Annotated in this window: 17 protein-coding genes and 2 pseudogenes; 9 read left to right on the top strand and 10 right to left on the bottom strand. The window is 69.0% G+C overall.

What is annotated here, in order from left to right:
* Positions 1-34: 34 nt before the first annotated feature.
* The 6 genes and pseudogenes from ABFJ78_RS31720 to ABFJ78_RS31695 all read right to left on the bottom strand — a co-directional run.
* A pseudogene (locus ABFJ78_RS31720) lies at positions 35-295 on the bottom strand (SDR family NAD(P)-dependent oxidoreductase); the annotation flags it as partial.
* A 50-nt stretch (positions 296-345) separates the two neighbouring features.
* Positions 346-1212: an alpha/beta fold hydrolase gene (locus ABFJ78_RS31715; RefSeq protein ID WP_436390244.1), complete on the bottom strand. Its 867-nt coding sequence runs from the start codon at positions 1210-1212 to the stop codon at positions 346-348.
* Positions 1213-1243: 31 nt separating this feature from the next.
* Complete coding sequence (locus ABFJ78_RS31710) at positions 1244-2095, bottom strand: alpha/beta fold hydrolase (RefSeq protein ID WP_436390243.1); 852 nt, start codon at positions 2093-2095, stop codon at positions 1244-1246.
* A gap of 328 nt (positions 2096-2423) precedes the next feature.
* Complete coding sequence (locus tag ABFJ78_RS31705; protein WP_436390242.1) at positions 2424-3908, bottom strand: class I adenylate-forming enzyme family protein; 1485 nt, start codon at positions 3906-3908, stop codon at positions 2424-2426.
* Entirely contained in the window at positions 3905-4825 is a 921-nt protein-coding gene (locus tag ABFJ78_RS31700; RefSeq protein ID WP_436390241.1) for an alpha/beta hydrolase, read from the bottom strand. The genes ABFJ78_RS31705 and ABFJ78_RS31700 overlap by 4 nt, the downstream gene beginning before the upstream one ends.
* Positions 4822-5790 carry an enoyl-CoA hydratase/isomerase family protein gene (locus ABFJ78_RS31695; protein ID WP_436390240.1) on the bottom strand — a complete coding sequence of 323 codons (969 nt, stop codon included), beginning with the start codon at positions 5788-5790 and terminating at the stop codon, positions 4822-4824. Before ABFJ78_RS31695 ends, ABFJ78_RS31700 begins: the two co-directional genes overlap by 4 nt.
* A 95-nt stretch (positions 5791-5885) precedes the next feature.
* On the opposite strand from ABFJ78_RS31695, the gene ABFJ78_RS31690 reads away from it, so the two are divergent.
* The gene (locus ABFJ78_RS31690; RefSeq protein ID WP_436390239.1) at positions 5886-6569 is read left to right on the top strand and encodes a TetR/AcrR family transcriptional regulator; all 684 of its coding nucleotides are present in this window, start codon (positions 5886-5888) and stop codon (positions 6567-6569) included.
* A 4-nt stretch (positions 6570-6573) separates the two neighbouring features.
* Here ABFJ78_RS31690 and ABFJ78_RS31685 read toward each other — a convergent pair whose 3' ends face one another.
* Complete coding sequence (locus ABFJ78_RS31685) at positions 6574-7458, bottom strand: short-chain dehydrogenase/reductase (protein ID WP_436390238.1); 885 nt, start codon at positions 7456-7458, stop codon at positions 6574-6576.
* Between the two features lie 53 nt (positions 7459-7511).
* On the bottom strand, positions 7512-8093 hold the full coding sequence (locus ABFJ78_RS31680) for a TetR/AcrR family transcriptional regulator (RefSeq protein WP_436390237.1): 582 nt from the start codon (positions 8091-8093) through the stop codon (positions 7512-7514).
* A 151-nt stretch (positions 8094-8244) separates the two neighbouring features.
* Between ABFJ78_RS31680 and ABFJ78_RS31675 the strand changes: the two genes are divergently transcribed.
* The 3 genes from ABFJ78_RS31675 to ABFJ78_RS31665 are packed head-to-tail and all read left to right on the top strand — an operon-like array spanning position 8245 to position 10017.
* The gene (locus tag ABFJ78_RS31675) at positions 8245-9240 is read left to right on the top strand and encodes an NADP-dependent oxidoreductase (protein ID WP_436390236.1); all 996 of its coding nucleotides are present in this window, start codon (positions 8245-8247) and stop codon (positions 9238-9240) included.
* On the top strand, positions 9122-9877 hold the full coding sequence (locus ABFJ78_RS31670; protein WP_436390723.1) for a DUF6537 domain-containing protein: 756 nt from the start codon (positions 9122-9124) through the stop codon (positions 9875-9877). The genes ABFJ78_RS31675 and ABFJ78_RS31670 overlap by 119 nt, the downstream gene beginning before the upstream one ends.
* The gene (locus tag ABFJ78_RS31665; RefSeq protein WP_436390235.1) at positions 9874-10017 is read left to right on the top strand and encodes a hypothetical protein; all 144 of its coding nucleotides are present in this window, start codon (positions 9874-9876) and stop codon (positions 10015-10017) included. Before ABFJ78_RS31670 ends, ABFJ78_RS31665 begins: the two co-directional genes overlap by 4 nt.
* Before the next feature lie 467 nt (positions 10018-10484).
* Here the strand turns inward: ABFJ78_RS31665 and ABFJ78_RS31660 are convergent.
* Both ABFJ78_RS31660 and ABFJ78_RS31655 read right to left on the bottom strand, forming a co-directional pair.
* Positions 10485-11775, bottom strand: a pseudogene (locus ABFJ78_RS31660) (IS256 family transposase).
* 705 nt (positions 11776-12480) lie between these two features.
* The gene (locus ABFJ78_RS31655; protein ID WP_436390234.1) at positions 12481-13053 is read right to left on the bottom strand and encodes a PadR family transcriptional regulator; all 573 of its coding nucleotides are present in this window, start codon (positions 13051-13053) and stop codon (positions 12481-12483) included.
* A 105-nt stretch (positions 13054-13158) separates the two neighbouring features.
* Here ABFJ78_RS31655 and ABFJ78_RS31650 point away from each other — a divergent pair, with 105 nt between their 5' ends.
* From ABFJ78_RS31650 to ABFJ78_RS31630, 5 genes are read left to right on the top strand one after another with little or no spacing between them, the layout of a single operon-like run.
* On the top strand, positions 13159-14712 hold the full coding sequence (locus ABFJ78_RS31650) for a class I adenylate-forming enzyme family protein (RefSeq protein ID WP_436390233.1): 1554 nt from the start codon (positions 13159-13161) through the stop codon (positions 14710-14712).
* Positions 14713-14717: 5 nt separating this feature from the next.
* On the top strand, positions 14718-17150 hold the full coding sequence (locus ABFJ78_RS31645; RefSeq protein ID WP_436390232.1) for a xanthine dehydrogenase family protein molybdopterin-binding subunit: 2433 nt from the start codon (positions 14718-14720) through the stop codon (positions 17148-17150).
* Between the two features lie 2 nt (positions 17151-17152).
* Complete coding sequence (locus ABFJ78_RS31640; RefSeq protein WP_436390231.1) at positions 17153-17932, top strand: enoyl-CoA hydratase/isomerase family protein; 780 nt, start codon at positions 17153-17155, stop codon at positions 17930-17932.
* A 9-nt stretch (positions 17933-17941) separates the two neighbouring features.
* Complete coding sequence (locus ABFJ78_RS31635) at positions 17942-18847, top strand: FAD binding domain-containing protein (protein ID WP_436390230.1); 906 nt, start codon at positions 17942-17944, stop codon at positions 18845-18847.
* Positions 18844-20067, top strand: coding sequence for a xanthine dehydrogenase family Fe-S subunit (locus tag ABFJ78_RS31630; RefSeq protein WP_436390229.1), 1224 nt, complete (start codon positions 18844-18846; stop codon positions 20065-20067). Before ABFJ78_RS31635 ends, ABFJ78_RS31630 begins: the two co-directional genes overlap by 4 nt.
* The last annotated feature ends 8 nt before the right edge of the window (positions 20068-20075 follow it).

Here is a 20075-nt window from a genome sequence, read left to right as displayed (position 1 = left end):
TGTCGGCGGGGTCGGACTTTACCGAGGTGACGTCACGGACCATGTCGGTGTCCATGTAACCCGCGTGCAGCGCGGCCACCCGGATGTGCCGGCCGGCGAGCTGCTGACGCAGAGCATTGGTGAGGGACCATTCCGCGGACTTGGCGGCGCAGTACGCGCCGGCTTCCGGGAAGCTGACCCAGGACGGCCGGACAGGACGTTCAGGATCGCACCGCCGCCGTTGGCCGCGATCCGGGGTGCGAAGGCCCGGGTCACCGACAGGGTGCCGAAGAAGTGATAGGGGGCCGGCGGGGATCGGCCATGTTCAGTGCCTGGCGGCCGACGAGACCGCCGCCAGGTCCGGCTCTACCGCGCGAGGAATTCGAGTGCCTTCGTCACGAACTGTCTGTGGTACTGGAAGATGCCGCCGTGGCCGGCGTCGGGGTAGATCACCAGTTCGCTGTCGGGCAGGCGGCGGGCCAGGTCGTGGGTGTTCTTCGTCGGGACCATCCGGTCGTTGTCGCCGTTCGCGACGAGCACCGGCTGGTGGATGACGGAGAGGTCGGACGGCTGCGCCAGCCCCCAGCGGTGGATCGCGGTGAGCTGGGCACCGTAGGACCTGAGGGAAATCGCCTTGTCCCGGTTGGTTTTGCGTTCCTTCAGTCGGGCCAGGAACTCCTTGCCCGCCCGCTTCCCGTTCGGCGTCCGGGTGAAGAAGAGGAACTGCTTGGGGTCCTGGAGTGTGAGCAGGGCCCGGATCGTGTCGAGGTGGGAAATCCTGGTCACGTTCTTGATGCCCTCGCCACCCGCGGGCCCGGTACCGGCGATGATCAGCTTGCGGATCAGCTGCGGTTCGTTCTGGGCGATCACCTGGGCGATCATCCCGCCCATGGAGAAGGCGAGGATGTCCACTTCGGTCAGGCCGACGGCGCGGATGAACGAGACGGCGTCGGCCGCCATCGCCTCGATGGTCTTCGGGGTGGTGCCGGTGGATGCGCCGACGCCGCGGTTGTCGAAGGTGATGACGCGGTGCTTCGCGGCGATGCCGTCGACGACCCGGGGGTCCCAGTTGTCGAGTACCGCGGCCAGGTGGGTCAGGAAGACCACCGGGACGCCGGTCTTCGGGCCGAGTTCGCGGTAGGCGAAGTCGACGCCGCCGGCGGAGACGGTGCGGGTCGGGGCGTCCCGGTAGGAGGTGACCACGCCGTCTCGGGATTCTTGTTCGCTGTTCATGGTTCTGCCCTTCGGTGAATTGTGCGGATGGTCAGTGGCCGAGGAAGAGGTTGATCTGCGCGACGAACTCGTCGATGTGTTGGAACAGGAAGGCGTGCCCGGCGTCGCTGTAGAGCACGAGCGTGGCGTCCGGGACCTGCTCGACCGCCTTGTACGAGCCGAGGGCGGGGATCATCACGTCGTGGATCCCGTTGGCGTAGAGGACCGGCTGGCTGATCGACCGCAGTTCGGCTTTCAGCTGGTCCCATTCCACGGCCAGGAGCCGTCCCACGGCGGCGAGCTGGCCCTGGGCGGCGTCCTCCGTCACCACGGGGCCGCCGCCTTCGAGGCGCTTGGCGACCTTCGAAAGGTGTTCGAGTCCGGCGGCGCGGGCCTGTTCGGTCTCGGGGTAGAAGAGGTAGAGCAGATCTTCGGCGTCCGCGTCCGGCTTGGCCATGATGGACAGGACCCGCTCGCTCATCTCCGGGGTCCCCGGCGCCACGCCCGGCCCGCTGCTGCCCGCCACGACGATCTTGCGCACGAGGTCGGGCCGGCGGAGGGCGACGTGCTGCGCCACGATGCCACCGAGTGACCAGCCGAGCAGGTCGACCTGCGTCAGGCCGAGAGCCTCGATGAACTCGATCGCGCCGTCGGCGAACCCTTCGGACGTGTCGCGCGGCTCGCCACCGGTGTAGCCGATGCCGACGTTGTCGAACAGGATGACGTCGCGGTCCGCGGCGAGCCGGTCGACGAACTCCGGGTCCCACCCGTCGATGGTGCCGCGGAAGCGCATCAGCAGGACCAGCGGCACACCGCCTCGCGGGCCGGTGCGGCGGTAGGTGAACACCGCGGACGGTCCGGCGGCGGTGTGGTTCTCAAGGGTGTCAGCCGTGTAGGTCACCATGCTTTATATTATGACCATAATTCAATGAGGGGTGCAAGCCTGAGGGGTGACCGAGATGAAGTGACCCCGCTGACAGGGCGGTCCTCGCCAGGCGACGCGCCTGGCGAGGACCGCCCTGACTTTCGCACTCTCGACCGTCGGGACGCCGCCGATGCTCTCGTCCGGGCCGACTAGCCCCGTTCCTCGGCTGCTGACCCAGCGGTGGCCGCGTGGCCCGCGCGCAACGCGGGCTTGTCGATNCCTCGCCAGGCGACGCGCCTGGCGCGCACCGCCCTGACTTTCGCACTCTCGACCGTCGGGACGCCGCCGATGCTCTCGTCCGGGCCGACTAGCCCCGTTCCTCGGCTGCTGACCCAGCGGTGGCCGCGTGGCCCGCGCGCAACGCGGGCTTGTCGATCTTGCCGACCGCGTTCTTCGGGATGGCGTCGAGCACGAGCAGCTCGGTCGGTCGTTTGTATCCGCTGAGGCTGTGCGCACAGCGGGCCTTCAGCACGGCGGGGTCGACGGTCCGACCGGGTCGTGGCTGGACGTAGGCGACGACCACTTCTCCCCATTTGTCGTCGGGGACGCCGATCACGGCGGCTTCGAGGACGGCCGGGTCGCCGGTGAGCACGTCTTCGATTTCCTTGGGGTAGTTGTTCTCGCCGCCACGGATGATCATGTCCTTCGAGCGGCCGACCAGGGTGAGGTAGCCGTCGGCGTCGAGGTGGCCGACGTCTCCGGTGTGCAGCCAGCCGTCGACGATGACCCGGGCGGTGTCGTCCGGGCGGCCGAGGTAGCCCCGCATGACGTTCGGGCCACGCACGACGACCTCACCGTCCACACCGGACGGAACTGTGGCGCCGTCTTGGTCGACGATCCGGATTTCCTGTCCGGGGAAGGCGATTCCTACGGTCCCGGCTCGCCGGGGTCCCGCGACGGGGTTGATGGTCGAGGCACACGTTCCTTCGGACAGCCCGTATCCCTCGATCAGGGGAAACCCGTACCGGGTCTCGAACCGGGCCAGCAGGTCGGCCGATGCGGGCGCCGCGCCACAGATCCCGAACCTCAGGGACGAGGTGTCCGGCCGGACGTCGGCGGGCAGCGCGGCGAGCATGCCGTAGATCGTCGGTACCGCGCTGAAGTAGGTGGGACGATGGTGCTCGACGACGTCGAAGAAGGTGTGCGGGGCGAACCGGTCGGCGATGACGACGCTCGCGCCGGCGAGCAGGGGCATGAGGACGCTGACCACGATGCCGTTGACGTGGAAGAGCGGGAGGATCAGCAGGCACCGGTCGGCCGGTCCGATGTCGAGGGCGCGGCGGCCCATGTCGGTCATGGCGTCGAGGTTGGCGTGGTCGAGCATCACGCCCTTCGGGACGCCGGTCGTTCCGCTGGTGTAGATGAGCAGGGCCAGTGCGGACGGGTCGGGATCCCGCGCGTGGTCCGGGCCGCCGGGCTCGGTGGGCAGGTCACCGACGGCGAGTGTGGTGACGTCACCGGCTCCGCTCGCGCTGTCTTCGACGACCAGCAGGCGCGCACCGGAGTCGTCGAGCTGCCGGGCGACCTCGGCGTCGGTCAGGCTCGGGTTCACCGGCGTGACGGTGGCGCCGAGCCGCCACGCTCCGAACAGCAGGAGGACGAACTCGAGGCGGTTGGTCAGTTCGAGTGCGACGACGTCGCCTGGGCCGATGCCGAGGTCGTGGAGGTGCGACGCGGTCGCCTGGACCCGGCTGAGCAACTGCGTGTTGGTGAGAAAACCGGTGCTGTCGGATACCGCGGGGCCGTGGGGGTCCAGCCCGGCGCGCCGGTCGGGTAGCGAGGCGAAGTTCACGGCGCACCTGCCGTGGTCGCGGAGGCCGGGTTCAGCTGCCGGGTGAGGAATTCCGTCTGGTCGCGGACCAAGGCCTCGAAGGGCTCACCGAGGTAGAAGTCGAAATGACCGGCGTCGTAGGTCTTGATCTCGCCCCGAGGCGCGGTCCGCGCGTAGCGGAGGGTTTGGGCGGGCGGGGTGACCGTGTCGGTGTTGCTGACGCAGAAGAGGATGGGGATGGCGATCTTCTTCGCGGCCCGCCCGGGCCGGTAGCCGGCGATGGCCGGCGCGACCCGGGCCGCGACCTCGTTCCGGAAAGCCGTCCCCGCCGGGACGAGCGCCTGGTAACCGGGCAGCGCGTCCGGAGCGGTCATGAGCGCCGGCGAACCGGGAACGCCGGCGAGCGGGATCATCGCCGGCTCGGTGCCGCGGACCGCGGCCACGAGGTCCCGCGCGAGGACCGGCGCCAGCTTGAGGGAACCCACCGGGCCCAGCGCGACCGCGGAGGCGAGACCGTCGGTGAACGGGCACTGGGCCACCGCGGCACGCAGCTCCGGATGGCGTGCGGCGACGGTGATGGCGTGGCCACCGCCGAAGGAGCTGCCCCAGACCGCGACGCGCGAGCCGTCGACGTCGGGCCGGGCTTGGACGTGGGCGATGGCGGCGTCCCAGTCGGCGAGTTGCCGCCGGATGGACAGCAGCTGCCGGGGCCGTCCGCCGCTGTCGCCGAAGTAGCGGTAAGTGAAGGCCAGAGCCGCGAAACCCGCCTGCGTGAACCGCTCGGCGAACGCGTCCAGCCGCATTTCGCGGGTCGCCCCGAGACCGTGTCCGAGGACGACGACCGGGGGTGACGGGACTCCGGACGGGAGGTAGAGCCAGGCGGCGCAGGTGGTCTCGCCGGAGGGGAAGGAGACGTCGTGCCGGGTGAACGCGGTCATGACTGCGGCACCGCCGATCGGCGTGGGACGCTGCCGGTCGCGAGGGCCTGCGCGTAGACGTCCGGGTCGTAGAGCGGGAGTTCGCCGGTGGCTTCGGTGGCTTCCAGGTAGTCGAGCATCAGCTGCTGCCCGTCCGCGGACTGGTCCTGAACGAGGAATTCGCTGCGCTCGACGTGCAAACCTTGGACGAGTGACATCGAGCCACCGAGGTAGACGGCCCGCTTGATGGCCGCGATCGAGGTCTTCGACCGGGACCCGAAGTGCTCCGCGAGCTCGGTCGCGCGCGTGACCACCTCGTCCTGGGGGACGACGTCGTCGACGGCGCCGTTGGCGAGCGCTTCCGCGGGTGTGAAGGGCTTGCCTTCGAGGATGGCGACCAGGGACCGGTGGGTGCCGACCAGGCGGGACAAGCGTTGGGTTCCGCCGCCGCCGGGCATGATCCCGAGGAGGATTTCCGGCTGGCCGATGAAGAAGTCCCCGTCGGCCATGACCCGCAAGTCGCACGCCCAGGCGAACTCCGCGCCGAGTCCGAGCGCCGAACCGTTGAGGGCGGCGACGAAGACGACGCCGCTGGAATTCATCCGCAGGAACGTGGCGTGCAGGCGGTCGAGCTCGAGCGCGCCCCGCAACGGGGTTCGCCGGACCACCGGCTCCACGGCACGGGCCCGGTCCACCCCGCGAGCCATCCGCACCACCGCGGAGGCGCCGCGCCGGCCGAGCGAGGGGACAGCGGCGCCGCCCTCCTGCAGCCACCGGACGTCGGCGTGGCTGACGAACCGCTCCGGATGCGCGCCGGTGAAAACGACGGCGCGCACTCCCGGATCGCTGTCGACCCGGTTCACCAGGTCCTCGAGCTGCTGGGCGAGGTCGAGACCGAACAAACCATGGGGGCCGCCGTCGACACGGACGATCAGGACGGCTCCACGGTCCTCCACGTCGAGGTGGCCTTGCTCTGTGTATGCCATGACGTCTGCTTCCGTCGAATGACTGTAACGAAGTTACACTAGAATGTAACCAAGTTATAGTGGGATGGCAAGAGCCGGCCGGAGTGAGGGGAACCGTGAGGAACAGGGCAGAGGACGTGACGCCGGGCAGCGGTGTGCCGGAGCGGCTGATCCAGGCCACGATCGCACTGCTGGCCGAGCAGGGACCGGCCGCCATCAAGGCGCGGACCGTCGCCTCCGCGGTCGGGTTGTCGCAGACGTCGGTCTACCACCACTTCGGCGGGATCGTCGAACTCGTCCGCGCCGTCGCCGACTACGGCTTCGCCGAGCTCGGCCGGGCGTTTTCCCAGGTGCCGGTGACGGACGATCCGGTCGCCGACCTCTTCGCGATGGCGTTGGCCTGCCGCCGGACCGCCCGCGAGAACCCTCACCTCTACGATCTGATGTTCGGGTTGTCCACCCGGGCGACGTACCGGCCGCCGGCCGAGTCGGCCCCTCGGCCGAGTGGCCGTTCGGCGGCCTTCCGCGAGGCCTACGCGCACGTGACCGACGTGTGCGCACGAGCCGTGCGCTCCGGCAGGTTCGAGCCCCAGGAGCCCGACGTCGCGGCTGCCCAGCTCTGGAGTTTCGTCCACGGTTACATCACCCTCGAGCTGGCGGAACACTTCGCCGAGTTCACCGATCCGGTCACCCAGGTGCTGCTGCCCATGGGAGTGAACTTCGCTGTCGCGCTCGGCGATAGCCGGGAAGACGCCGAGAGTTCACACCAGGCGGCCCTGCGCGGCCACGGCACGCCTTAGACGGTCAGGACGCTTTGGCGTTGCCCCCGCCGGGGACGAGCTGGTCGTTCCGCCCCAGTGCCTCGACTTCGCGCTCGAGGGCCGGAACGGCGTGGGCCGCGAACCGCCTCGTCCAGGGCCATGCCGCGGGCGAGTTGAGGGTCGCCTTCAGCCAGTTGGCGACGACCACCGCCCGCGGCACGTACACGCGGCTGCGTCGCCGCGCGAGTCCGTCGACGATCGCGGTGGCCACCCGGTCGACGCTCGTGGTCACGTTGCCCGGATAAGGCAACCGGCTGCGTAACCGCCGGAAGGACGGGAGGTCCGCATCGGCGCCGCGGACGATGTCGGTGTCGATCCAGGACGGATGGACGACGCCGACCGTGACGCCGAGGTGCGCCACCTCCTGGCGGTAGGTGAGAGCGAGCAGTTCGGCTCCGGCCTTGCCGGCGCCGTAGGCGGCCATTCCGGCCAGCGGCATGAACGACAGCGCGGACGCCACGACCGTCACGTGACCCCGGCTGCGCTCGAGGTGCGGCGTCGCGTACTTCAAGGTGCGGAAGACACCGTTCAGGTTGATGTCCAGGACCCGCTCGAACGACGTCTCGTCGATCTGCCGCACCGTCCCGTAGGCCGCGACCCCGGCATTGGCGACGACGAGGTCGATGCCGGCCATGGCCTGCGCGCAGCCGTCGATCGCCGCCTTCAGGGCCGCACCGTCTCGCACGTCGGCCTCTCGCCAGACCGCGGCAGACCCCAGTTCCCCCGCGAGGGCGCGTAACCTCTCCGGTTCGAGCCCGATCAAGGCGAGGCGCGCGCCCCGGGTGGCGGCGAGCCGGGCCACCCGCTCCCCGATCCCGCGGGCCGCTCCCGTCACAACCAGCCGTCGACCTGCCAAGTCTCGTTTCATGACGGCAATGTAACTTCGTTACAGCTCGAGGGCAACAGGTGTGGCACGGCGACTCATGCTTCCGGTGCGTCCAGCACCGTCAAGGCGTTGCGGATCCCTTGCTCGAGAATGTCGTCGGAGAGTTGCCGATCGGCCAGCGCGCGGGCGAGCTGCAGGGTCCCGACCATCAGGGCGTAGATACTGAGCGTCTTGGTGCGCATCGACTGCGGATCGCCCGGCGCCAGGCGGGCGGCGATGTCGTCGATGACGGCCAGCACGCTGCCCGTGTAGGTCTGCTTGGTCGGATCCGTGCAGCGGCCGAGTTCGTCCAGCAGTGCGGCGGACGGGCAGCCCTCCTCGGGATTGTCGCGATGTTCGGGCGAAAGGTAGGTGCGCACCATCAGCTCGACGCCGTCGCGTCCGGGCGGGAACGAGGTGAGCCACTCCCGCTGGCCGCGCAGCTGCTCCGAGACCGCGGTGGCGACCAAGTCCTCTTTGGATTCGAAGTGGGCATAGAAGGCGCCATTGGTCAGGCCCGCGTCCTTCATCAGCGTGGCGACCCCGGAGCCGTCGATCCCGTCACGCTTGAGCCGGCGGCCGGCCGCCTCGACAATCCGCTGTCTCGTCGCCTGCTTGTGCTCTTTCCCGTACCGCACCACACGCTTCTCCGCTCACTCAACGGGCTGCCCATCACTCATGTTAGTACGATCATAATCTGAACGCGTCCCACCTCTTGCCTCAAGGTGTCCACCCTGCTTATGGTAGTATGATCATAATGCAAAGTAGGGTTTCGAGGAGAGTTACGTCATGAAGGCAGCCATCGTCGATCGCTACGGCACCAACGTTCGGGTCGGCGACATGCCGGTGCCCGAGGTGGGTGAGCACGACGTGCTGGTCGAGATCCACGCGGCCGGCGTCAACGTGCTGGATTCCAAGATCAGGGACGGCGAGTTCAAACTCATCCTTCCTTACCGCCTGCCGCTCATCCTGGGCAACGACGTTGCCGGCGTCGTGGTCGGCGTCGGGCCGGGCGTGCGGAAGTTCAAGCCCGGCGACGAGGTCTACGCGCGACCCGGGAAGGACCGGATCGGCGCCTTCGCCGAATACATCGCCGTCGCCGAAGACGACCTGGCCCCGAAGCCCGAACAGCTCACGATGGAGGAAGCAGCCGCCATTCCTCTGGTCGGACTGACCGCCTGGCAGGCCCTGATCGAAATCGCCGTCCTGCGAGCCGGCCAGAAAGTCTTCATCCAGGCAGGCTCCGGCGGCGTGGGCACGTTGGCGATCCAGCTGGCCAAGCATCTCGGTGCGACCGTCGCCACGACGACCAGCGCGGCCAACGCCGATCTGGTCAAGCGCCTCGGCGCGGACGTAGTGATCGACTACCGCACCGACGACTTCGAAACCGTGCTGCACGACTACGACGTGGTGGTGCACAGCCTGGACAGCGAGACCCTCGAGAAGTCCCTGCGGGTACTGAAGCCGGGCGGAAAGCTCATCTCGATCTCCGGCCCGCCGGATCCCGGCTTCGCGCGGGAGCTCGGCAAGCCGTGGATCCTGCGACCGGTCATGGGGCTGTTGAGCTATCGGACCCGGAAGGCGGCCAAGCATCGTCAGGTCAGCTACACGTTCCTCTTCATGCGGGCGAGCGGGGACCAGCTCCGCAAGATCACTGGCCTCATCGATTCCGGAGCCATCGAGCCGGTCATGGACCGGGTCTTCTCCCTCGAATCGACCGCCGAGGCGATGGCGTACGTCGACAAAGGACGCGCGAAGGGCAAGGTCGTCATCAAGGTCAAATGACGCTGCTTGGCCGCCGGCTACGCGTTCGGAAGCACCACAATGCAGTTGCCGGCCAAGAGCGTGTCTCATTCGGCGAGTCACCTTCGTCGAGAAGGTGCGCGCCACCGAGGAAACCGCGATCCCGGGGTCCGCCGAACTGGCCGAAGCCGTGGCGACCCACCTGTTCAAACTGATGGCCTACAAAGACGAATACGAAGTCGCCCGACTCATCCTCGACGCGTCCATCCGGCAAGAGTTCGGCCCGGACGCGGCCTACGGGGTCAAACTGCACCCACCGTTGCCGCGCGCTATGGGCCTGAAGCGGAAGATCTCGTTCACAGCGAAGTCACGCCCGGTGTTCCGCCTGCTGTATGCCTTGCGACGCCTCCGCGGCACTCGGCTGGACGTGTTCGGTTACCACTCGGTGCGCCGGATGGAGCGCGACCTCATCAGGCAGTACCGCGACGCCATCGACGAACTGCTGCCCCTGCTCAGCCCCCGCACCGTGGCGACCGCGACCAAGATCGCCGCACTCCCCGACATCATCCGGGGCTACGAGCAGATCAAAGTGGGCAACGTGCATCGCTACCGTGAGGAGCTCGGACGGCTTCGCAACGAATTGTTCGAAAGCCACCGGCTCGGCCAGGCAGCCCGATGAGCACGAGTTCACGAGAAGTCGAGTACGAGGTCCGTCCGGACCTCGTCGTCGCCCGGCACCCGGGCCGCGACCTGCTGCTCGATCTCATCGTTCCGGCCAGCCGGACCGTGGCCGGTGGTGGTGTGATTTCCAGTTCGTGAGCGCGCTCGAGAACGCCGAGGTCGTCGTCTTTCCACGACGTCATGAAGCTCTCCCTAAAAGCAACCTGAACCGCATGCCCTGGACAAGTCGGAGGGCGCATCGGCGCAGTGTCTGCCCGAGCAGCAGGAGTCCGAAAGCACGGTCGACAGGCTCCTTGGAAGCGTCCGCTCGATGCGCCCTTGGACGAGGCGCGACGCGAGGACGCAGCCCATCACGCGGCCCACCAGAGGTCGATATCAGCCGACACCTTCCGTCTTCGTCTGCGCTTCGGTGCGACCAGGTCGCGACGGGCTCGGTTCCTTGCTGAAACCCTCATCCACCGCTACCCGCAGCGTCCGCCTGAACCCGCCCGGCACCGTCACGCACAGACGACAATCGACGTCGTCGCTCCGGACCTGCAATCTCAGTGCGACAAGGAGTGGCCGACAGGGGTCTATCCCGTGATCGGTGTTTCCGGCGTTGTTGATCAGTAGGTCTCGGCTCCGGCCAGCGGTCACCGAACGTGATGGCGAAGGCGTTGATCACTGGCTTCCAACGCATCGTCCATCGAGCGCGGCCTGTCCCGATCGGGTCCAGGCTGCGGGTCACAAGGTACAGGCACTTCATCGCGGCTCGGTCGGGAAATGCCCACGTGCACGGATCGCCCTCCGATAACGGGCGTTCAGCGACTCGATCGCGTTCGTGGAGCAGATCATCGTCCGGATCTCGACGTCGTAGTCAAGGAACGGCGTGAACTCACTCCAAGCGTTACGCCACAAACGAATCACAGCCGCGTGCTTCGCACCCCATTTCTCTTCGAGCTCGTCGGGAGCAGCCGCGGCGGCGTCCGGGCCGGGCGCGGTGTAGATAGGTTTGATGTCTCGTTTCACCGCCTCCCAGTCCCGGCGGGACACGAGCCGGAAGGTGTTGCGAATCAAGTGGACGATGCAGGTCTGAACAATAGTTTGCGGCCACACGTTCGCCACGACCTCGGGCAGACCCTTGAGGCCGTCGCAGACGAGGAAGAACACGTCCCGGATGCCGCGGTTCTTCAGGTCGATCAGCACGCTCATCCAGGACTTCGCGCCCTCGCCGCCGGTGCCCATCCACAGACCCAGCACGTCCTTGTGACCGTCCACGGTGACGCCGATGGCGGCGTAGACGGGCCGGTTGGCGACCTGGCCGTCACGGACCTTGACGTGGATAGCGTCGATGAACACCGCCACGTACACCGAATCCAGTGGACGGTTGGCCCAGTCGTTCATCTCGGCGACGACCTTGTCGGTGATCCGCGAGATCGTCTCCTTGCTCACCGAGGACCCGTAGATCTCAGCGAAATGCGCCGAGATATCCCCGCTCGTCATGCCCTTCGCATATAGCGACAGCACGATCTCGTCCACCTCGGTCAGCCGACGCTGCCGCTTCTTCACGATCTGCGGCTCGAACGTGCTCTCCCGGTCCCGCGGCACGCTGATACCGACCTCGCCCGCGGCGTCCGAGACCACCGTTTTCGACCGGGTGCCGTTCCGCACGTTCGTCGACTCACGATCCGGATCGGCCTGGTTCTTCTCATGGTCGAGATGCCCGGTCATTTCCTCGTTCAGTGCCGTTTCCAGCACGTTCTTGGTGAACAGCTTCAGCAGCCCGTCCGGTCCGGTCAGCGCCAGCCCACGGGCCTTGGCCTCGGCCACCATCGCCGCCGCGGCGGCCTGCTCCGGCGACAGCTCCCGCGCCGGCTTGGACTCACTCTTGCGTGGACTCACAAGCTCCGATGTCATCACTCACAGTGCCCATCCCCGCCGGACCTCAGCCCGGCGTGTCGGGCCGGAAACACCGATCTTGGAACAGTCCCGACGACGCGGGGTCTGTGGGCGGGAGCGTGGTGCTCCAGAAATGCCCCAGCAGGGGCACCTGTGCACCGGTCGAAGCCGATCACCCAAATCGATCCCGGACGGCGAGAAACCCCTCCGACCTGCCGGAACGACTTGATCGAAGGGGTTCTGCGAGAGAGTGAGCCAAGGGGACTCGAACCCCTGACCCCCTCAATGCCAGATGCGCACGGCCTCCTGACCTGCGGTTTCAGCGAATCCGCAGGTCGACAGGGGCAGTCTGGGGCAGTTGAGTGCACTTCAGTGCGGCTGGGCGTGGTTCGAAGCGGGGGTTTGCCCCAGCGTTACCCCAGTAGAATTGGTGAGAGCGCGTCGAAGGGCTGTGACTGTCAGGTTCCGACGCTTCTCGTCTGCTTCACCCGACCGGCGGCTTCGATCTGTGTCCAAGAACGGATCATCCGCTGGTTCGAAGACGAAGCACCCTCCTGTCGAAGCTTGGCAGTCTCCCGGCGCACTCGCCGAACGGTCCACGAGTGCCAGGAAGGCGCTTATCCGGTCGCCGGGACTTCCGGATGGCCCGGTCCTCGTCATTGACCGTCAAGCCCGAGGAAGGCATGACGTATCACCGCAACCCGCGGCAAACCAGCGACTCCACTAGCTCTGGAGTGCGGGCTTTCCGATCTTGAACTCGCCGCGGTCGGCGCGCTCGAGTACGCCGCGCCAGAATTCGAGTGCGGCGTACTCCATGCCCAGCCCCAGTTCCAGGGTGATCATGCGACCGGCGACCTCTTCGATGTGACCGAAGCGGCGCTGCATCTCCTCGTACTCGGCGATCCGGCGCTCGTGCTGCTCGACCTGCCCCTTCGCGAGCTGTGCCACGTCGTCCGGCCCGGCCAGCTCGCTGAAGAAGAGCTTGATCTCCGCCACGTCGCGCAGCTCGAAGTGCTCGTTGACCGGCTCGGCCATCCAGCCGCGCAGCGCCTTCCGGCCGGCTTCGGTGATCGAGAACGTCTTGCGTCGGCGCCCGGTGTCCTCCTCGTCGAGTTCCAGCAGGCCGGCCTCCTCGAGCCGCTTGGGCTCCGAGTACAGCTGTGCGTGGGGGAAGTTCCAGAAGTACCCCACTGACCGGCCGATCGCGCGCTTGAGGTCGTAGGACGTGGAAGGACCGCGCAGCGCGAGCATGCCGAGCACCACATACGACGTCGTCGACAACCGAACCGTTGACATGCTCCGAATCGTATCGTAGGTTCGCAACCATCCGAAACGGATGGTCGAGTTCATACCGTTCGTTACAGACGGTGAGTCGATCGCTGTCTCGATGAAGGGACGGACATGGATCTGGGTACGGTTCTGCGCTGGACAGCGGAGCGTTATCCCCGGCGCCGCGCGGTGGGCGGTAGAAGCTCCATGACCTACGCCGAGTGGGACGCGCACACCGATCGTCTGGCTCGGGCACTGACCGTGCTCGGCGTCCGGCCCGGCGAGCGCGTGGTGCTCTCGCTGGCCGGCGGGGAACCGCTGGCCAGCCTGCACCTGGCCGCGCAGAAGCTCGGTGCCGTCTCGGTGCCGCTGTCGTTCCGGTTCGCGCCACCCGAACTCGCCTACTGCGTCGCCGACGCCGAGCCGGCCCTGGTGATCACCGACGCCTCGACCGCGGCCCTCGCGGACGAGGCGCTGGCCGGGCTACCCCCGGTTCCCCGGATCGCCTCCGGGCCGCCGGCCGAGGACACCATCGAGCGCCTGGCGCTGCGGCAGCCGAGCGGTTGCCCGGACGTCCGGGTGTCCGACCAGGACATCAGCGTGATGCTCTACACCTCGGGCACCACCGGGAAACCGAAGGGCGTGCCGCGCACGCACTCCGCGGAGCACCACGCGGCCATCGCTCATCTGATCCAGAGTGGACAGTCGCGCTTCGACGCCACCCTGGGTGTGATGCCGCTGTTCCACACCATGGGCCTGCGCACGCTGCTGGCCACCCTGGTCGGCGCGGGAACCTGGGTGCCGCAGGTGAAGTTCGACGCGGACGAGGCGCTCGAGCTGATCACCGCCGAGGGAATCGGCTCGTTGTACCTCGTCCCGACGATCTACTGGTCGCTGGTGCGCACCGGGCGGCTCACCGAGGCGCGGACCGTGCGCCGGCTGGCCTACGCGGGTTCGTCGATGACCCCGGCGCTGGCCGAGCAGCTGGCCGGCGCGCTGGCACCGGAGTCCTTCGTCAACCACTTCGGCAGTACCGAGATCTACACCTTCACCATCGGGCCGGACGTGCTCGCGAAGCCGGGTTCGGCAGGCCGCGCCGGCGTGTTCTCCCGCGTCCGGCTGGTGCACCCGGATCCCGCCGCGCCGCCGGACGCCGAGGTGGGCCCGGGGGAGCAGGGGCAGATCGCCGTCTCGATGGCAGGCCCCGAGGCGTTCGCCGGGTACTGGCGCCGTCCCGACGCCGACGCCAAGTCCATCCGCGACGGCTGGTACTTCCCCGGCGACCTGGCGATCGCCGACGAGGACGGGGACCTCTGGGTCGCCGGCCGGGTCGACGACATGATCAACTCCGGTGGCGAGAACATCTACCCCGACGAGATCGAGGACGCGCTGATCCGCTGCGCGGCGGTGCGCGAGATAGCCGTGGTCGGCATGGCCGACGACCGGTGGGGCCAGGCCGCCACCGCGTTCTTCGTCCCCGCCGAAGGCATGACCCCCGAGCACGCGACGGCGGTGCTGGAGGTCTTCGCCGGCGAACAGTCCGGACTGCCGTCGTTGAAGCGTCCCAAGCGATTCGTCCCCGTCGAGGCCATCCCGAAATCCGCGGTGGGCAAGATCCTGCGCCGCGAACTGAGCACTGGCAACTACCGCGCGCTGCCCGGCAGCGCCACCGAAGCAAGCAGGTGAGCCGAATGACCGCAGTCACCGACAAACCGGCCGGGAGGACGGCGCGGGTCGAAGATCCCGCGCTGCTCACCGGGCGCGGCAGGTTCCTCGACGACCTGGACCCGTTGCCGGGCACGCTGACCGCGGCGGTGGTGCGCAGCCCGCACCCGCACGCCCGGATCCGCGGCGTCGACCTCGAGCGGGCCCGGCGGCATCCCGGGGTCGCCGCGGTGATCGGACCCGAGGAGGTCAAGGCGGCCCTGCGCCCGTTCCCGCTGGCGCTCAAGGTCCCCATGCCGTACTACCCGACGGCGACCGACAAGGTGCGCTTCGTCGGCGAACCGGTCGCGGTCGTGGTCGCCGGCGACCGGTACCTGGCCGAGGACGCCGCGGAACTCGTCGAGATCGACTACGAGCCGCTGCCGCCGGTGGTCGACGTGGAGAAGGCGCTGCTGCCGGACGCGCCGCGGCTGCACGAGGACGCGGACGGCAACGTCGCGACCGACCGGACCTTCACCTTCGGCGACGTGGACGAGGTGTTCGCCAAAGCGGATCACGTGGTGAAGGGCAAGTACCTCTTCCCGCGCTACTCCTCCACCCCGATGGAGTGCTACTCGGTCGTCGCCGAGTGGCAGGACGAAGTGGACGGTCCGGCCATCCAGGCGTGGGCGAACTTCCACGGCCCGTTCTCGATGGTGGCGGTGCTGGCCGGTGCCTTCGGCCTGCCCGCGTCGCGGATCCGGCTGATGATCCCGGCCGACAACGGCGGCAGCTTCGGCATCAAGGCGGGCATCTACCCCTACGTCGCGCTGATGGCGCTGGCCAGCAAGCACGCGGGCCGGCCGGTGCGCTGGACCGAGGACCGCATCGAGCACCTGCTGGCCAGCTCCGCCGGATCCGACCGGGCCATGTGGTTCGAGGCCGCCGTCTCGGCCGACGGCACGGTGCAGGGGCTGCGGACCGACCTGGTGGACAACGTGGGCGCCTACCTGCGTCCGCCCGAGCCCAGCACGCTGTACCGCTGCTTCGGCAACATCACCGGCGCCTACAAGATCGACGCCGTTCGGATCCGTTCGCGGGCCGTGGTCACGAACAAGACACCCACCGGGCTCAACCGCGGCTTCGGCGGCCAGCAGCTGTACTTCGGCCTGGAACGGCTGATGGACAGGGTCGCCGAGACCTGCGGCCTGGACCCGGTCGAGCTGCGTAGGCGGAACTTCGTGCGGCACGAGGACTTCCCGTACGCCACCCCGAGCGGCGGCATCTACGACTCCGGCGACTACCACCGCGCACTCGACATGGTCGTGAAGAACGCGGACTACCAGGCCCTGCGGGAAAAGCAGCGGGAAGCGCGGGCGCGGGGCGAGTACTTCGGCCTCGGCGTGGCCACCATCGTCGACCCGTCCGCGACCAACATCGGCTACGTCGGCCTGGCCACCCCGGCCGAGCAGCGGGCGTCCGGGCGCGGCAAGTCCGGTTCCACCGAGCACGTCCGGATCAGCGTGGACCCCAGCGGGCTGGTCTCGGTGCTCCTGGGCACCGTGCCGCAGGGCCAAGGCCACGCCACCGTCGCACAGCAGGTGGTCGCCGACCAGCTCGGGCTGCCGCGGGAACACGTGCGACCGCTCGTCGAGATGGACACCGCCACCACCCCGTGGACGATCAGCTCGGGCAGTTACTCCTCGCGCTTCGCGCCGCTGCTGACCAGCGCGCTGGTGGAGGCCGCGGAGAAGCTCGCGGAGACCATCAAGATCGCCGGTGCCACACTGCTCGGCGTCGCGGCCGAGCAGGTGGAACTCGCCGAGGGCCAGATCCGGCTGCGTGCCGAGCCGAGCCGTTCGGTCTCGTTCAAGCACGCGGCCGGGTTGGTGCATTGGGATCCCGGTGCGCTGCCGGCCGGTACCTCCGCGCGGCTCTACGAGGAGGCCGCGTTCACGCCTCCGCAGTCGAAGGCGGCGAGCCGCTCCGACCAGATCAACTCGAGCCTGTGCTACGGCTTCGTCGCCGAACTGGCCGTCGTCCGGATCGACCCGGAGACCCGGGAGGTCAAGCTCGAGCGGGTGGTCACCGTGCACGACGCCGGCACGATCCTCAACCCGACCCTCCTCGAAGGACAGGTGCACGGCGCGCTCGCCCACGCACTGGGCGGCGCGCTGTTCGAGGAGATGCGCTACACCGACGCCGGGCAGCCCACTGCGACGTTCATGGACTACCTGTGCCCGACCACCGCCGAAACCACCTTCGAGCTCGACAGTGACCACCTGGAAACACCGTCCCCGCTGACCAGGCTCGGCGCGAAGGGCTGCGGCGAAGGCAGTTGCATGAGCCTGCCGGTCGCGATCGCCAACGCGGTCGCGGACGCGCTCGCCCCGGCCGGTGTCGACATCACCAGCCTGCCCCTGCACGGAAACGTGCTCCACGAGCTGCTGAGCGGCAGCACCACGGAAAGGAACCACTGAAGATGGCACTCACCGGAGGCGAGATCAGGCTCGACCGCGGCCACGACGGCCGGGTCGCCTACCTGACCCTCGATCACGGCAAGTACAACATCATCACCTGGGAGACCCGTCAGGTGATGGCCGAGCGGTTCGCCGAGATCGACGCCGACGACGAGATCAAGGTCGTGGTCGTCCAGGCCGAGGGGGAGCACTTCTCCTCCGGCGGTGACATCGCCGGGTTCATGGAGGTCGACCCGATCGACTTCACCGACCTGGGGCAGAACGTCACCGCCGCGGCGCGCAGCCCCAAGCCGGTGATCACCGCGGTCGACGGCTACTGCTTCGGTGTCGGGCTCGAACTCGCGCTGTCGACCGACATCCGGGTGGCCACCCAGCGCGCCGAGTTCGCGCTGCCGGAAATGCGCCTGGGCATGATCCCCGGCTCCGGTGGCACGCAGCGCCTCGCCCGGCTGATCGGTCTTTCCCGCGCGAAGTACCACGTGATGACCGCGTCGCGGATCAACGCGCGGCAGGCGGGCGATTGGGGTCTGGTGGCGAACGTGGTCGAGGACCGCGCCGCCCTGGACGCCGAGGTGGAGCGGATCGTGGGTGTGCTGCTCGGGTTCTCCCCGCTGGCCGCCCGCACCGCCAAGGAGGTGCTCGACAAGGGCGTGGACGCGCCGCTCTACTCCGGCATCGAGTTGGAGCGCAAGGCGTACTCGATGCTGCGCTCCAGCAACGACTTCGCCGAGGGCGTCGCCGCGTTCCACGAGAAGCGCGCGCCGAAGTTCCAGGGGCGGTGAGCTGACACCGTGAAGGCCGCACCCTTCGCCTACGTCCGGCCGTCGAGTCTGTCCGACGCGATCGCCGAACTCGCGAGCGCGGGCGGCGGCGGCAAGGTCATCGCGGGTGGGCAGTCACTGGTCCCGGTGCTGGCCATGCGGCTCGCCCGCCCCGAAACCTTGGTGGACATCAATTCCGTCCCGGAGCTCGACCGGGTCGAGACCGCGGGCGGGTACCTGGAGATCGGCGCCACGGTGCGCCAGCGCCGGGTCGAACGGGACCCGGTGGCCGCCGGGGTTCCGTTGCTGGGCATGGCGCTGCCGTGGGTCGGGCACCGGGAACTGCGCAGCCGGGGCACCGTGTGCGGGAGCCTCGCGCACGCCGACCCGGCCGCCGAGCTGCCGGCCGTGGCGTGCTGCCTGAACGCCGAACTGACCGTGACCGGACCCGGCGGCGCCCGCCGGGTGCCGGCCCGGGACTTCTTCTCCGGCGCGATGACGACCGCACTCGGAGCCGACGACATCCTGACCGCGGTGCGGTTCCCGGTCGCCGGGAAGGGCGAGGGTTTCGGGTTCGCCGAGATCGCGCGCCGGCACGGCGATTTCGCACTCGCCGGGGTTGTCGCCCGGGCCCGGGTGCGCGGCGCGGAGATCGACGCGGAGCTGACCGGGTTCGGTGTGTCCGACCGGCCGGTCACCCGCTCGGTGAGTGGTGAGCTGGCCGCCGCGCTGAGCGAGAGCGGTGGCGACGTGAGCCGCCTGGCGAGCACCCTGTCCGGCCCGCTCACCGCGGTGGCGGAGGAGCTGGTCGACACCGACGGCGACGCCCACGCGTCCCGCGACTACCGCCGCCGGCTGTTCCGCACGCTGGCGACCCGGGAACTGGGCAAGGCATACGAGCGCGCTCTCCGGAGCGCCGGTGAGGTGGACTCGTGACAACCGAAGTGGTGGCACAGAACGGAAAACCCCGGGCCGTCAAGGCCGCGGTGGACGATCTCGTCGAGGTCAGGATGAGCGTGAACGGCACGCCCGCCGTGCTCCGCCTGCCCGCGCGGGTCACGCTCGCCGACGCGCTGCGCGACCACCTCGGGCTCACCGGCACGCACGTGGGCTGCGAGCACGGCGTGTGCGGGATGTGCACGGTGCTCGTGGACGGCGAGGCGGCCCGGGCCTGCCTGCTGTTCGCGGTCCAGCTCGACGGCGCGGACATCGTCACCGTGGAGGGCCTCGGCCGGCCGGACGACCTGCACCCGCTGCAGGAGGCCTTCGGCCGCAACCACGCGCTGCAGTGCGGCTTCTGCACGCCGGGCTTCCTGATGAGTTCCTACGACCTGCTCAGCACCAAGCCCGAGGTGACCTCGGAGGAACTGCCCGAAGAACTCTCCGGGGTCATCTGCCGCTGCACCGGGTACCGCAACATCCTCACCGCGGTCAACGAAACCCGGGAGGCGCACCCCGGCGGCATCCCCGCCCCGGGCAACTGCGCGCACCGCGCGCTCGTCGGCCGGGCCACCGGTCAGGCGGGCGGCAGCACCGACGGCCGCGAGGCCGCCGAGCACACCGAGGACACCCGCCGGATCGACATCGTGCTGCCGGCCGGGGACCCGACGATCGCCGTCGACATCGAGACCGAGATCGGCGTGCCGGTGGACGCGGTGTGGCGCGTGTTCGACGACGTGCACCTGCTCGCCCGCTGCCTGCCCGGCGCGGAGCTCACCGAAGATCTCGGCGAGGACCACTACGGCGGCCGCGCGCGCGTCTCGGTCGGCCCGATCAAGCTTTCGTTCAAGGGGGTCGCGCACGTCGTCGAACACGACCGTGCCGGTCAGCGCCTGCGCGTGCTCGCGCAGGGGCAGGACACCGGTGGCGCGCAGACCCAGGCCGACATCGTGTTGCGCACCGAGGCCACGGCCACCGGCACCGCGATGCGGGCCGAGGCGAAGGTGTACCTCACCGGGCGCATCGCGCAGTTCGGCCGGGCGCTCGCCGGGGACGTGAGCCGGCGCATGTTCGAGCAGTTCGCGGACGCCCTGCGGGAAGCCGCGACCTCCGGGCAGGCACCCAGCGGCCCGGTCAAGGCGCCGAGTGCGCTGAAGCTCGTGTTCGCCCCGCTGGTCGACCGGGTTCGGACCGTGCTGCGCCGCAAGTCCCGCTGATCCTGATT

This window comes from Amycolatopsis sp. MEPSY49 (genome assembly GCF_051337345.1).
Taxonomy (GTDB): Bacteria; Actinomycetota; Actinomycetes; order Mycobacteriales; family Pseudonocardiaceae; genus Amycolatopsis.
This window is presented reverse-complemented; position numbering and strand designations above follow the sequence as displayed.